At 56.3% G+C, this 12,501-nt stretch carries 14 protein-coding genes; 1 reads left to right on the top strand and 13 read right to left on the bottom strand.

What is annotated here, in order from left to right:
- Nucleotides 1-60 precede the first annotated feature (60 nt).
- The 4 genes from D8S85_RS04000 to D8S85_RS04015 form a co-directional block, all read right to left on the bottom strand.
- Nucleotides 61-546 (bottom strand): crossover junction endodeoxyribonuclease RuvC, encoded by a 486-nt coding sequence (locus D8S85_RS04000; RefSeq protein ID WP_127074822.1) that lies wholly within the window; start codon nt 544-546, stop codon nt 61-63.
- A complete protein-coding gene (locus D8S85_RS04005; protein ID WP_127074823.1) occupies nt 521-2,845 on the bottom strand; it encodes an AAA family ATPase in 2,325 nt (774 codons plus the stop codon). Before D8S85_RS04005 ends, D8S85_RS04000 begins: the two co-directional genes overlap by 26 nt.
- Entirely contained in the window at nt 2,833-3,900 is a 1,068-nt protein-coding gene (locus tag D8S85_RS04010) for a metallophosphoesterase family protein (RefSeq protein ID WP_127074824.1), read from the bottom strand. Before D8S85_RS04010 ends, D8S85_RS04005 begins: the two co-directional genes overlap by 13 nt.
- A 74-nt stretch (nt 3,901-3,974) precedes the next feature.
- The gene (locus tag D8S85_RS04015) at nt 3,975-5,234 is read right to left on the bottom strand and encodes a hypothetical protein (RefSeq protein ID WP_127074825.1); all 1,260 of its coding nucleotides are present in this window, start codon (nt 5,232-5,234) and stop codon (nt 3,975-3,977) included.
- 14 nt (nt 5,235-5,248) lie between these two features.
- On the opposite strand from D8S85_RS04015, the gene D8S85_RS21425 reads away from it, so the two are divergent.
- On the top strand, nt 5,249-5,407 hold the full coding sequence (locus D8S85_RS21425) for a hypothetical protein (RefSeq protein WP_004322843.1): 159 nt from the start codon (nt 5,249-5,251) through the stop codon (nt 5,405-5,407).
- A 108-nt stretch (nt 5,408-5,515) separates the two neighbouring features.
- Here D8S85_RS21425 and D8S85_RS21755 read toward each other — a convergent pair whose 3' ends face one another.
- From D8S85_RS21755 to D8S85_RS04055, 9 genes are all read right to left on the bottom strand, one after another.
- Nucleotides 5,516-5,875 (bottom strand): hypothetical protein, encoded by a 360-nt coding sequence (locus D8S85_RS21755; protein WP_240648839.1) that lies wholly within the window; start codon nt 5,873-5,875, stop codon nt 5,516-5,518.
- Between the two features lie 34 nt (nt 5,876-5,909).
- The gene (locus D8S85_RS21760; protein ID WP_191835317.1) at nt 5,910-6,122 is read right to left on the bottom strand and encodes a hypothetical protein; all 213 of its coding nucleotides are present in this window, start codon (nt 6,120-6,122) and stop codon (nt 5,910-5,912) included.
- Between the two features lie 2 nt (nt 6,123-6,124).
- The gene (locus D8S85_RS04025; protein ID WP_127074827.1) at nt 6,125-8,707 is read right to left on the bottom strand and encodes a hypothetical protein; all 2,583 of its coding nucleotides are present in this window, start codon (nt 8,705-8,707) and stop codon (nt 6,125-6,127) included.
- Entirely contained in the window at nt 8,704-9,270 is a 567-nt protein-coding gene (locus D8S85_RS04030) for a hypothetical protein (RefSeq protein ID WP_121972117.1), read from the bottom strand. Before D8S85_RS04030 ends, D8S85_RS04025 begins: the two co-directional genes overlap by 4 nt.
- Nucleotides 9,260-10,153, bottom strand: coding sequence for a hypothetical protein (locus D8S85_RS04035; protein WP_127074828.1), 894 nt, complete (start codon nt 10,151-10,153; stop codon nt 9,260-9,262). The genes D8S85_RS04030 and D8S85_RS04035 overlap by 11 nt, the downstream gene beginning before the upstream one ends.
- Nucleotides 10,150-11,082, bottom strand: a complete 933-nt coding sequence (locus tag D8S85_RS04040; RefSeq protein WP_127074829.1) for a leucine-rich repeat domain-containing protein — start codon at nt 11,080-11,082, stop codon at nt 10,150-10,152. The genes D8S85_RS04035 and D8S85_RS04040 overlap by 4 nt, the downstream gene beginning before the upstream one ends.
- On the bottom strand, nt 11,075-11,755 hold the full coding sequence (locus D8S85_RS04045) for a hypothetical protein (protein WP_127075713.1): 681 nt from the start codon (nt 11,753-11,755) through the stop codon (nt 11,075-11,077). The genes D8S85_RS04040 and D8S85_RS04045 overlap by 8 nt, the downstream gene beginning before the upstream one ends.
- A gap of 108 nt (nt 11,756-11,863) precedes the next feature.
- Nucleotides 11,864-12,190 carry an RNA-binding protein gene (locus tag D8S85_RS04050; RefSeq protein ID WP_127074830.1) on the bottom strand — a complete coding sequence of 109 codons (327 nt, stop codon included), beginning with the start codon at nt 12,188-12,190 and terminating at the stop codon, nt 11,864-11,866.
- Nucleotides 12,190-12,483, bottom strand: coding sequence for a hypothetical protein (locus tag D8S85_RS04055; protein ID WP_127074831.1), 294 nt, complete (start codon nt 12,481-12,483; stop codon nt 12,190-12,192). Before D8S85_RS04055 ends, D8S85_RS04050 begins: the two co-directional genes overlap by 1 nt.
- Nucleotides 12,484-12,501 lie beyond the last annotated feature (18 nt).

The following is a 12,501-nucleotide window of genomic DNA, read 5'->3' on the forward strand; positions in this document are numbered from 1 at the left end:
TTGAAAAAACGGGCGGCAGCATTACCGCCGCCCGGAAAAATCCAAACCGCTGCCGACTTGTCACAGCCTGTGCCTGCGGATGTAATAGTAGAAGAGGTGGCAGGCATCCGCCGCGTTGTCATCCACCGGGACAATACCGTACTTGTCCTTGCAGGCCGCGACCATCTGCGTCTTGGTGGCGCGTCCGTCTCCCGTCGCCCATTTCTTGAGGACAGCCGGGTTGACGAACTCCGGTTCCGGGATATCCAGTTCATCGCACACTTCGAGCAGGATGCCCCTGAGTTCCGAGAGCCGCCGCATGTCGTAGAAATGGCGGTTCACGCTCACATCCTCGGCCACGATGCGGCGGATGCCGTAACGACGGAGCAGCGAGAGCAGCGTAGTCCTGAAAGCGCCGTGCATCTTGTTGCCGTTGCGCCGTTTGCTTTCGGTGAAGTTCCATGTCCCGGCCTCATGCAGGGAGAAGTATCCGGTATGCGTGGCGATGTCCAGCGCCAGTACCTGCTCCCGGGTCAGTACGCTATTCTCCGAGTCTCGATTCGCCATTCTCTTTCACGATTACCAGTTTATGCGGATATCCTTCCGCCACATTCCCGTGCGAGACGACCAGCACGGTACCGCCGAGCGAGTTCAGCGCCTCGAACATGGAGGCCAGCCCCGCTTCATCGACCGCCTCGAGTATCTCGTCCAGCACGAGCAGGTCCAGTCCCTTGTCCCCGTCGCAGTTGCCGTTCACGAGTTTCTGCATGGCAAGGATGGTCGCCAGGTTCACACGGGCGGCTTCGCCTGCCGAGAACTTGCCGAACGAGCCGCAGTCCATGCCGTCGCGCAGCAGCGAGATGGAGATCTTCTCCCTTACCTTACCGCTCTTGAGGACGGTATACCCGTCGAAGCGGATACGGATGTCGCTGCCGATGTCTTGCAGGAATTCGTTGGTGATACGGCTGAGCGCCTCGATTTTCGTGTTGGCCAGATAGGTCTTGAACTGCACGAACCGTTCCCGCTGTATCTTCAGGGCACGGACCCGGGCATCGACGGCCGTCTTGCGCCCTGCCGCTTCGTTGGACTTCCCGCGCGTTTCACGGAGAGTGTCCTTGAGCGATTGTATGAGGTCGGGTGAAGCCGCCTCATCCAGCTCCCGGATCGTGGTCTGCAAGGTGTCGATGGCGCCGGCCGCGGCCTGTATATCTTCCTTGCCTGCCCGTATGCCGCGGTTCAGTGCGGCATTGCGCTCGTCTATGAATCCGAACACCTCGTCGAATACCTTGCGGCGGACACCTTCGATTTCACTTTGCAGGGCAGTAATTTCGGAAGCGATGCGTTTATGCCCGCTTTCCACCTCTTCCACGCGGCGGGTGGCATTCCTGACGGCCCGTTCGTGCCCGGCCAGCTGCTCCTCCCATCCGATGCGTCTGCCTTCCAATGTTCGGCGCTCATGGTTCAGCCGGTTCTGCTGCAACTCCACGGCATCCGTCTCTTCCTGCTTCTCATCGATACGGCCGTTGATTTCCGTGAGCTGCCGTTGACGGAGTTTCAGTTCCTTCATGCCGGCCTCGATGTCGAACTGCGGTTCCGCCACCAGAAACTCATGCCCGCAGAAAGGACAGGTGATGGAGCCGGCCAGTTTGTTCGAGAGGCTGTCGATACCGGCAGAAACGATACGCCGTTTATGGCGCAGTTCCTCGATGCTGCCGGACAGGTCGCGCAGACGGATGTCGATTTCCCGCAGCCTCTCCGCAGTCGTATCGGACTGATCCCTGTATGCCTCACAGAATGCGGCATACTCCTTCTTGAACTGTTCCCAGCCGTCAGTCCTGTTTTTCAGTTCCTGTTCCGCCTGCTTCAAGACGGCATCGCAATCCTTCAGCCGCTCTGTGGCGGTCTGCAACCGTCCTTTCTTTTCGGCAATGACCTTGTCCCAGTCCGTCTGCCGGGCATCGGGAAAGAGGGACATCATTTCCGCTATCTTTTCCAAACACGCTTCCAATGCGGTATCTCCGGCTTCCAGTTCCTGCAAAGCCTCGTCCGCCCGCTGCACTCCGGCAAGCTGTTCCTCAAGCCTGTCCACGGTCTCGTGCCCGGTGCGGATCTGCTCCCTCTTGGCCGCTATGGCCGCTTCCAGTCCCGCGATACGTTCCACACGGGTACGTCCCCGCTCGGCTCCGGCTTCCTCCTCTTTGCGTATCTGCTCCTGCAACATCCCGATACGGCCGTCCAACCCGGCCAGTTCCAATTCCACCTGCCGTTTCTTTTCAGAGAGCGGTACGATGTCTTCCTCCACTTTGGCGATGGCTTCATCCACCAGGATACCGTTGGAAAAACGGTTGATGACCTCTTTCTTCTCCTTGTCCGATGACGAGAGGAAATCCTCATACCGATATTTGGAAAGGATGAAATTGTTGAGCAGCTCGTCGCGTGTGATACCCAGTTTGTCAAGAATATACCGGTTATAGGCATCCACCGAAGGTTGTACCGCTTCATCGGTTACTACCTGTTTGCCGCCACGGTAAAGCGTACAGCTGACAGAGGAGGCCCCCTTGCGCGGGATACGGCGGTTGACGAGCAGTTCCTCGGCGGCGGAATCGTTGATGAAACGCAAAGCGATACGGCATTCTTCCGCCGCATCGTTGATAATCTCCTCCGAGCGTATCTTTCTAAGCGGGCTGCCCGTGATACCCACGGCAATGCATTCCAACAGGGCAGACTTGCCGGCCCCGTTCGACTGCTGGGAGTCATTGTCCCGGTTATCGCCGAAAATCAATGTCGTCACGCCCTGTCGCAGCGTGTAGGATAGCGAACGGAACGCGCAGAGGTTTTCGGCTTCTATCGTCTTTAATTTCCACATGATCTGTTTTCTATTTTAGATAAATACTCCAATCCCATCGACACATCCTCGATCTGTTTCTCCCGGCAGAAATCCTCGTAGGTTTCCCGGATGCGGCGGCTGTCGAATTTCTCGAAGAGCGAAGAGGCTACCGCCTCCGGCAGCTGCTCGTCATCGGCAACCTGTTCCACCTTCGCCGCTCCGGCTTCCAGCAGGGCGGCCTTGTCCACCGATTTCATTGCGGCGGCAGGTGCATGGACACGTACCTTGACCTTGTAGCGGCCGTCGGCCTCCATTTCACGCAGCTCGTCCATCAGGTGCAGCCCGGCTCGTTCCGCCGGCACATCCATGACACGGTACCGCATGTTCACGCGGTTCTTGACAAACTCGTGCGTGCCGTCCGTGTACAGCACCGTGTATCCTTTCTCCTCGTCCTCCCCGAAGTTATGCTGGCGCGAGGAACCGATATATTCGATTCCCGTCCCCGGAATGACGGTACGGTTGTGGTAATGGCCGACAAAGACCTTGTCGAAAGGAGAGAATATCCTGGCAGGCAGTTCCTTTTCCGAAGGCTGTGCCAATGCCCCGTTGATACCCTCATGGATGTAGAGGAAGTGCTCCGGTTCTCCGGAAAGCGCTTCCGCAGCCAATCGTCCGAGCCTTTCGGCAAAAGAGCCGTCTTCCGGAAAATAGCTCATTACATGGAGCGCGAACTTCCATTCCGGACGGCACAGGGTCAGGGATTCATCCACGACAGTCACATTCGGATGAGAGTCGAAGACATGACAATATCCGCGCAGGGATTCCTGGTTCACCTTGTCGTGGTTTCCTTCCGCCAGCGTGACATGGATGCCATGGTCTGCGGCGGATACAAGCATATCCCTGACGGCCAGCAGGACATCGAGTGTCTGGGCGGCACGGGAAAAGAACAGGTCTCCTCCAATAACCACTTCCCGGATATCCCGTTCCCTGCAAATTCCCATGGCCTCCTGCCAGTTGGCCTGGAATGCAGGGATGTTGTCTTTCGAGATGTGGATGTCATTCAATAACAAAAGGCAGGGTTTGTTCTCTTTCATACTAAGCGATTGTGATTAGGACGGGAGGCCCGGATGCCTCCCGTCGGATTAGAATTCAAGAACTTGTGAAAGGCTTATCTGCGGCGGCGGGGACGCCCGGCGCGTTCTTCCGTTTCCTCCGGCTGCTCTTCTTCCTCCCCGGGGGCATCCTCCGGTTCGTCACCGGGCTTCGGACCCTCCATCTCGCTTTCGATCAGGTCGAGCAGTTCACGGTTGCTCGTGGAGCGTGTGACACGCACAGAGAGCCCTTCCTGCTCAATGTAGCCGCGAATCATCGCACGCAGCTCCTGGCCCTCCTCGGTCTTGTCACCGAGTTCCTGCCGCTGAAGCTCGTCATAACGTTCGAAAAGGTCGTCCAGCGAGATGCCTCCGCCTTCACGCCCGTTTTCCCTGTTATCTTTCGTACGGCGGTCGAACGAGAACGCGGATGTGTCCTCCTTGGGCAGTTCACCGTCCAGCGTGTCGATGACCGTCTTCATTTCATCCGTCTCCATGAGCGACATGCCGTAGATACCGTCGCACTGTTTGAGGAACTCGACGGTGGCTCCCAGATGATAACGGGTGTAGCGGTAGATGATTTCCGGGATACGCGGCGCACCCATCAAGGCGGTCAGTTCCTCCCTGGTCAACGGTACCGGTTCCGATTCGTTGTCAATGGAAATGACATACTCGGTCTTGGCTCCGTTCTTGCGCTTTTCAATCTCCACCGGATAGGCGTCATACACCGAGGAAACCGGGCACGGGTAAGACGGATTCTTGGCCAGTTTCTTGCTCCACAGCTTGAACTTCCTCTCATCCAGGTCCTTGAACTGGGCATGGGAAAGGGTCATCATCTGCACGCCTTTGGCACGTTCACCCAGGTCGAATACATAGAGACAGTGGCCGTAACTGTATTTCAGACCGCCGCCGAACGAGCCCCCGGCAATCTTTTCCGCCAGTTTGTCGTCCCCGTCCTCTTTTGCGGCTTCGACGGCCATGCGGCGGTAAGTCTCGATGGGATCAATGCTATATCCGGCATCGGTAGCGCGGGTGACAGTGACATACATCTTCTGGGGCTTGTTCCCCGTAGCGGGTTTCTCCAGCTCCAGAAGCAGCTGGTGGACGGGATACTCATAGCCCGGACGTGTCGGCGAGCCGTCCGGATTGGGAGCGATGGGCAGGATACGGAGACGGTAAGTCCCGAACTTGTCCATGCGGAAGAACTCCGTGCGGGCGAACGCCCTGTTCTCCTCCTGGGCACGCAACTGTGCCTCCTGATAAGATTCCTGAACGCCGAGGAACATTTCCTCGACAGACATGCCTTCCATGCCGTTGTTCTTTTCTTCTTCTTGCATAAACGCTTTGTTTTATGGATTTAAAAATGCCCGAAGAATGCGACACGGCATACCCGCATCGCAAAGAAACTGGTAACAGGACGGACGGGTTCGGTTGCACCGTCCGCGTTCAACTGATAAAACTGGGAGAGGATGTCTCGCTGACCGTATCCCGAAAGAGGATACTCATTTGACAATATGGAAAGGTCTTGCAGCGACCGTGGAATACAAAATTAGGCAAATCACCCGGAACAGCCATACATGTACATGAATGTTTGTCACCGGCATTGTCCTTCAGCGCATTACCGTTTCATTTTAAGAATGTTTTTAATCTCCCCGAGCAGTCTGTCGCCGCCCGGCGCGTTCCGCACTTCGGCAAGCAGCCTCCTGCGGTTCCGGCGGATATACTCTTCTCTCTTTCGGCGGCATATGCCTTCATAGTAGGCTTTGCGCCCCGGCGTGAGCCGTTTCCCGCGCCGGCAATAGACCCCGTCCCGGCGGTACTCGTCCAGGTAGCGGCGGAACTTCGCCTTGCCGCAGGAAGGGTCTTTCGATGCCTCCGCCACCGACCGTATGACCTGCCAGTCCGGCTCGAAGGGCTGCTGCGTGGCGCATAACCTGCGGAGCAGATGATAGACTACCGGCATCTCATACCGGAGCATGAAGCCTATCCGTGTCTCGTCGAAAGGAAAGCGCTTAAGCGTCCCCTGCGGTCTTCCGTCTTCTCGCTTTCGGGGCTTCTGCTGCCGGGGAGACGGTTTCTTCTGCGGCTGCGGCCTGATTTTCTTCTGTTTCATGATGTTGCGGTTGAATGGTTTGCTGTACGGTTTCACGGACGGGAACGTTCCTGCGCTCCGCAATCCTCCGGCGGCTTTCAATATCGCCGTTTACATTGAGTTTATGTTTCATGACTATACAAAATAGGTGAAGTTGAGTTCTACATTGACATTGTACATACCGCGCTCGTAAAGCTGTATCCTGCGCGAACCGCCGTAGATGGTGAACGAGGAGCCCCGGTTGTACTTGTGGTCATCGTTCCAGTCAGCGGCGCTGCAGCGCACGCTGTATCTCGGGGGCTGTATCTTGTTCGGGATGACGGCAACGATGCCGCCCCAGTTGCTGCCGTCCCTGCGTGCGGTATTGATATACCCCTGTATGGACACGATATTCCCGATCTGGCGGACAAACAGCCCCTGGGTATCTGTTCCCGAGCCGCTGTTCTCCATGTGCATCCATCCCGTATCCGCCAGCAGGGGCTGGTATTCTTCCGCATAGGCGGCTCCGATAGCGCGGCAGGCCTGCCGTTTCGCCTCCGCTGTCGGCAAGGACAGGTCGGAAAGTTTGCCGTCCTTGCGCAGGTAGTCCTTGACGATTTCGTCTTTGGACAGCACGTCCAACTTGTTCCGCAGGAGCTGCCGGGCTTCCATGGGGGATTTTCCTTGCCCGGTCAAAAAGTCGATGTAATCCTGGAACAGGTTTTCAAGCGCGGCGAAGCGGGCGTCCGCCCCGACCTTGGTATACAGATTCAGGTTGGCGGCGATGGTATCCTTTTCGGAAGCGTTGTAGCCGCCCATCAGCCGTTCCGCCTTTTTCTTAAGTTCCCTGACAACCTGCGAGGTCATCACGTATCCCTCGACCTGTGCGTGCGAAATGCCACCTTCATCTATGTAAGCGAACGAACCGGTCTTGATTTCCAGCAGTTTGTCCCTGAGTTCGGGTGTGAAGACAATGCCCTCGTAAGCGGAGTCAGTCCCGAGCTTGCCGTCCATCATCCGGTCTATCTCGGCCGTGGAATAGACTTCGAGGTTCTTGCGTGCCTTGCCCTTGTCCGGAAGGTCGGACAGGTTCGAAGTCTTGGCCAGTTTCAGCTCCCCGGTACCTTTCTTTTCGGCATCGAGGGTATCCCTGACGGCCGCCTGCCGCTTTGCTTTCAGTTCAGCGGCTTCCTCTGCCGTCAGCCCGCTGATTTCGTCCGCCGTCAGGCGTACCAGCTCCTTTAATCCTTCGGAGATTTCCAGAAATACCTCCCCGGCTTCCGCTTTGGAATAGACATCGATATTCTTCCGGGCGGCAGCCTTGTCCATGACATCGGAAAGGTTCCCGTCGGCGGAGAGTTTCATTTTCAAAGCCGCCGCGACGGTTCCCGATGTGACATAACCTTCGCCGCCCTCCGTCAGTTCTCCGGTAGTGATAGCCGCCAGTTTCTTCCTGTATTCGGTCGTGAAGTCTTCGGTAGAGAGCTGTTTGCCTTCTACCGCATCCACTTTCTTTCCCATCGCCTCCGTAAAGGCCGTGACGGTCACATAGGTGTCGGACACGGATTTTCCGTTGATTTTAAGCGTACCGAGCACATCCACCGCTCCCAAAGGGGCAAGCACGATGTCGCCCAGAGCGTTCCTCAGCGCAAAACGGAAACTGTCAGCGGTGTCGAAGCCGACGGTGGCGAGCAGCGCGGCGGCACTGTCGCGCCAGGTAATCAGGTTTGTCAGCCTGGCATTGTCTTTCGTATAGGCGGTATTCTGAATATCGATACCCCGTCCGGCGCTTTGCAGGGAGAGCAGTCCGCCGACCTGCAGGGTGGCGGTACGCCCGATGACTTTCAAAACAGGTGTGGCGCAGGCTTTTCCGTCATGCACGGCGAAGTCACGGTATTTTGTTCCGCCGCCCTCCGTGCCGTGGTAATTGATACGGATACAACCCTCGTCCGTCACATCCGAGGTGTTATAGATGTCGTATCCCTTGATGCGGACAGCCCCGATCCGGGCGTTTTCACTCAGCGAAGTACCGCAGGATATGCCGTCTTCCGTAACCCTGGCCAGTTCCTTTCCCTGTTTCATGAAACTGAACGAGCCGTCCGTCCGGATGAGAATCTCGTTGACAAGCAGACCGTGCAGGTAGGCACCGATGGCGGCATGGCCGTCCGCCTTGACGATGCCTTTGAGCATGTAGCCGTTCCCGCCGCTGACGGAGACGGCGGTCTTGGAGTTGATTTCTTTCTGCCCGGTGAACGTGCCGGCCAGCACCAGATCCTTCTTGACGGTCTGCCGGGCAAAAGGCGTGTCGAGCAGGACGGCATAGCGTCCGAAGAACTTGTCGATGAACCGGGGCGCGTAGCTCTCCGTCACCTCGATAGCCGCCGGCAGTTTGCCGGTAACCGGATCGACCGTATCCGGGACAGCCTTGGCTCCGGCACAGAGATAACAGGTACGCCCGCGCTTGTTGACCTCATTGGCGTAGACCACCGATTCATGCCGGTTGATTTCGTATATATAATAGGGATAGACGGCATCGGCGCAGCCGTCGAAACGGCGTACCTTTCCGCCGAGCCAGACATAACCCGGGGAGACGCGGGGACCCTCGATCTCGCATCCGGAGATGATGAAGTCCGAGCAGCCGTCAAAAACGGCACTCATGCTGAGAGCCAGTTCCTGCAAGTTCAGGATATCGTCCGAGTAGGTATACCGTCCGCCGGTTTCCGCAATATATTCTTTCATTGTCCTGTATTCTTATTGGGGGTGTATTCGTCTTCGTCGATCTTGATCAGGTAGGTCTTGCCTGCTGTCTTGTAAGTGTTCACCACATAGGAAAGCATATAGACCAGTTCCTGCGGAGGTATGGTGACAGGCGGGACGCAGACCATGAAGCTGACCTTGTTGATCAGCTTCTCTTCCGCCAGCAGATAGAACGGACGGGGGCGTTCCGCCTCGTTGTCCGTTGTAACCTGTTCCCCGTTGTACCATACGGTGAAAGGACGCTGGTATTCCGCCCCTTCGTGGTACAGGTCCACACCGACACTCGTGCTGTCCTTGATGAAGATGCGGTCCTTGCCGTCCTTGATGTATTTGCCGAACCGGTAGTTCAGAAACCACTCGAAATAGATGACCTGCGAGGTCATGCGCGCCTCGATGTGCCGTTCCCTCGTGAAACTGCGGAACCACTCGTTGGTGCGTTGCAACGGGTAGAGGCAGCTCTGCACGAACAGGATGAATTTCCGTCCCGACAGATAATGCGGGACAAGGCGGTTTACGGTGCGGTCTATGGATAACTTATACCTCATGGTTCTCTATTTTCAGGATGATGGCCTCACGGAAGTTGGGCAGGCCGGCTTCCTCGTCCTTACCGGATGATTCTTTCAAATATCCCGATGCGGTATGGGTCATGCGGGTGACACGTTGCGGGGGCCGGATATGGCCGTCGGTATCGTGGCTGGCTATGAAGATTCCCTGTTCGGGTACCGCATCCTCGTCGATATGGACATCGGTCACATGTTCCGCACGACGTACGGCATCCGTCAGACGGGAGACATAGACAGCGGCATCGAAGTCAATTTCCATCATATAGGCGTTCAGCTGCTCCTCGATGGCGTCATATACCTCGGATTCGGGCACGGCCCCGTCATGGAAGACCGTCAGGCGCGGTATCAGCACATCGCCCTTGGTGGAGATGACCTCCACCCGTGTTCCGGCAAACTTCAACTTGCCGATATAGGCGTTGATGGGTACCAGGTCTTCAGGCGGTATGGCGGAAAGGTTGCCTTTCGTGCCGGTGGCCACTTTCAGGATCAGCTTGCTGTCCAGATTCCGGTCATCGGTACTCTCCACATACGATACCTGCGTGATGATGCGTTTGCTCTCATCGACATTCGGATAGCCGAACGCCAGCCCGTCTTCCCGCACCGTCAGTTCGTCCCCCTGCTGGTACTGCAGCAGGGCGTTGGCATAATAGGCAGGCGTACCGTTGATACGCCCGTTGATGGCTTCGGAAATATCCACCGCGAAGACATCCAGCAGGGTCTCGAAACTGTATATGACTGCCGCCACTACCCACAGGATACCGTTCATGACAGACAGCTTGGAGTCGCTGGCGAACTCCGCCAGCTCCAGTCTCCGGTTGCGTTCCGCAACGGACTCGTTGTATATTTCCTTGATCGTACGGCTCATTCCACTGTATAGGTTTTATTGTCGATGATAAACTCCCAGGCTCCGCCCTCGTTCCAGCTCTCCTCATGCAGGATGACCCATATGGCCTCCATACCCGATATGATACGGTAACGCCCGGTCGTTTCGTCCCGGTCCGGCTCCCTGTAAGTCCCCGTCGGGGAGACAGGCAGTGTCATCCGGCAGTTGCGCCGGTTGCCGTAGCGTTCCACGACAGCCATCAGGTATTCGTCCAATACGGTCGGCCTGATCCGCGCCTCCGACAGGTCGAGTTCCATCAGGCCACGGCATTCGACGAGCGGCAAGAGGTCGGATATCATGCTTCCGGACAGGTCTATCCGGTAAGTGCCCGACAAAATCCGGAAACCGTCCAGTGCAAGGGCACAATCCCGGAGCGTCAGTTCTTCCACGTGCAGCTCACGGAGAAGGATGACGGACGAGGGATTCATGCCGCTCCAGTCGATATGGCGGAACGAGGCATCGGCAAACCACCGGATCCTGCGCTTGTGGCGTACACGGCTGTCGAACGTATGGTGCAGCGTGTACGGTATATGGCCGAGAATGACGGTTTCCGCTGCACTGTCATCGCCCCAGTCGATTTCCAACGTTCCCGTTCCGGAAACCTCGCACTGCACGGACACAAGTGCCGCTGACAACGAAAATACGGCCGCCTGCGGGAGGGTGAAATGTTTGGGATAGACATGCCGTTCACCGTTGGAGGGTACAATGCCGTGCATCCCGTTATAGGCAACCACATCGGCATTGATGATGAATCCGTCGGTATAGGTCAATTCCTGCCCGGTGCGGAGTTCCGTTTCCAGTGAAAGATCCGGATTGTTGATAAGCAGGTCCACAATCCCTTCGATGCTTCCGTACAGATGCAGGGCCACATCATAGATGTTCTGTCCGGTGATGACACGGTAATTACCCATGGTTGTCCTCCTTCTCCTCGGTTTCCAGCAACAATTCTCCCGTTGCCGAGTCTATATAGGCGTTCTTGATGACGACCTTGTCCGCACCAAACTCCGCCTGCAGTTTGGCGGCCAGGCCGTTGTTCTCCATGTTGGAGTGCAGGAAGTCTATCAGCCCCACACCGGTAGTCGGATGCTGGTAGAGATTGCCGGCCACGGCCTTGAGCAGGAATGTCCCGTTCTGCATCTTGGAGGCTCCGATTCCGAAGTCCGTCTCCTCGCCGCTGTAGACAACCAGGCAGTCTTCCCGGATCAGCAGGTTATAGAGGCCGTCTTCATTCAAGGCATAGAGCGAAGGCAGGGTCACCGCCTGCCTCGTCCCGTCATCATATTCCTGCATGACAGGGAACCAGCATTTGCCGGTGGCTGCGCAACGTACATATTCCACGCCGCCGGAACCGCTTTCCATGGCAATCCGTACCGTCAATAACCGGTTGTCGGGCGTATAGGGAATACGGATATGAATACCTTTTGCATCGCTATACGATGAGAGGAAGTCCGCCGGTACGGTTATCTCCCCGTGACGGAAGTCCGCATTGTCGGCATCTTCCACGCTGTCAAGCAGGCGGAAGTTATGGAAAGTCTTTCCGGCAACCCGTCCGGACATTTCCACTTCCCCGTATTCGGCATCCATTATGATATCCTCTCTGGCCATGGTGTTGATATAAAAATCCCGGCCGCACCCAAGAGTACGGCCGGGGTACTCTTTGTGTAAAGAGTAGCGGCAGACAGAAATTTCGGTTTATGCTTCTTTAGAGATTTCGTTATAAATCGCCTCCACGGTACCCCACATGTCGTCGGGCAGTTCCTCGTCCGAAATCTTCTCGCAGGCGGCTTGCAGGTAGGCCATCTCGTCTGCGGAGAATTCCACCTTCAAGGGGTGCTCTTTCTCCACGTCCCACTCGATACGCTTGTCTTCCGCATTTTCACGAAGGTTGATGGCTTTGCGTTCCTCGTCACCGATGGCGATTTTACGCAGGATTTCCTTTTTGAGGTTGAATTCCTTGAAGTTGCCGCGTGCCGGCAGGAAAGTCGGCAGGTAAAGGCGGTCCTTGACACTCAGTTCCATTATGATTCTTTTTTAGGATTGATACTTTCACGGATATATCGCTGTATCTTGTCGAAGTCCAGGAATATGGGCCCGAGCTCCTTTTCCGCAGGAAAGTTGCAGGAGATGACCCCTTGTTCCATATAAATAATTCCGACGGGTTTTATGTTTCCTTCCGGATCGGCTTCCTTCTCGTTCACGGAAACATGAAGACGGTTCAGCTCGTCATTGACAACGGAATACTCCAACACGTAGGAGGCGTTCTCTGTTTTCTCTTCAGCAATTTTGGTAACAGTGACATTGGTAATGTTCATACGCTATGGCTTTTAAAC

Source organism: Butyricimonas faecalis, from assembly GCF_003991565.1.
Classification (GTDB): Bacteria; Bacteroidota; Bacteroidia; order Bacteroidales; family Marinifilaceae; genus Butyricimonas; species Butyricimonas faecalis.

What these genes read in the sequence shown, in the direction of transcription:
- D8S85_RS04000 (WP_127074822.1), bottom strand. Translation starts at nt 546, where the DNA reads ATGGCGAATCGAGACTCGGAGAATAGCGTACTGACCCGGGAGCAGGTA.
- D8S85_RS04005 (WP_127074823.1), bottom strand. Translation starts at nt 2,845, where the DNA reads ATGTGGAAATTAAAGACGATAGAAGCCGAAAACCTCTGCGCGTTCCGT.
- D8S85_RS04010 (WP_127074824.1), bottom strand. Translation starts at nt 3,900, where the DNA reads ATGAAAGAGAACAAACCCTGCCTTTTGTTATTGAATGACATCCACATC.
- D8S85_RS04015 (WP_127074825.1), bottom strand. Translation starts at nt 5,234, where the DNA reads ATGCAAGAAGAAGAAAAGAACAACGGCATGGAAGGCATGTCTGTCGAG.
- D8S85_RS21425 (WP_004322843.1), top strand. Translation starts at nt 5,249, where the DNA reads ATGGATTTAAAAATGCCCGAAGAATGCGACACGGCATACCCGCATCGC.
- D8S85_RS21755 (WP_240648839.1), bottom strand. Translation starts at nt 5,875, where the DNA reads ATGCTCCGGTATGAGATGCCGGTAGTCTATCATCTGCTCCGCAGGTTA.
- D8S85_RS21760 (WP_191835317.1), bottom strand. Translation starts at nt 6,122, where the DNA reads ATGAAACATAAACTCAATGTAAACGGCGATATTGAAAGCCGCCGGAGG.
- D8S85_RS04025 (WP_127074827.1), bottom strand. Translation starts at nt 8,707, where the DNA reads ATGAAAGAATATATTGCGGAAACCGGCGGACGGTATACCTACTCGGAC.
- D8S85_RS04030 (WP_121972117.1), bottom strand. Translation starts at nt 9,270, where the DNA reads ATGAGGTATAAGTTATCCATAGACCGCACCGTAAACCGCCTTGTCCCG.
- D8S85_RS04035 (WP_127074828.1), bottom strand. Translation starts at nt 10,153, where the DNA reads ATGAGCCGTACGATCAAGGAAATATACAACGAGTCCGTTGCGGAACGC.
- D8S85_RS04040 (WP_127074829.1), bottom strand. Translation starts at nt 11,082, where the DNA reads ATGGGTAATTACCGTGTCATCACCGGACAGAACATCTATGATGTGGCC.
- D8S85_RS04045 (WP_127075713.1), bottom strand. Translation starts at nt 11,755, where the DNA reads ATGGATGCCGAATACGGGGAAGTGGAAATGTCCGGACGGGTTGCCGGA.
- D8S85_RS04050 (WP_127074830.1), bottom strand. Translation starts at nt 12,190, where the DNA reads ATGGAACTGAGTGTCAAGGACCGCCTTTACCTGCCGACTTTCCTGCCG.
- D8S85_RS04055 (WP_127074831.1), bottom strand. Translation starts at nt 12,483, where the DNA reads ATGAACATTACCAATGTCACTGTTACCAAAATTGCTGAAGAGAAAACA.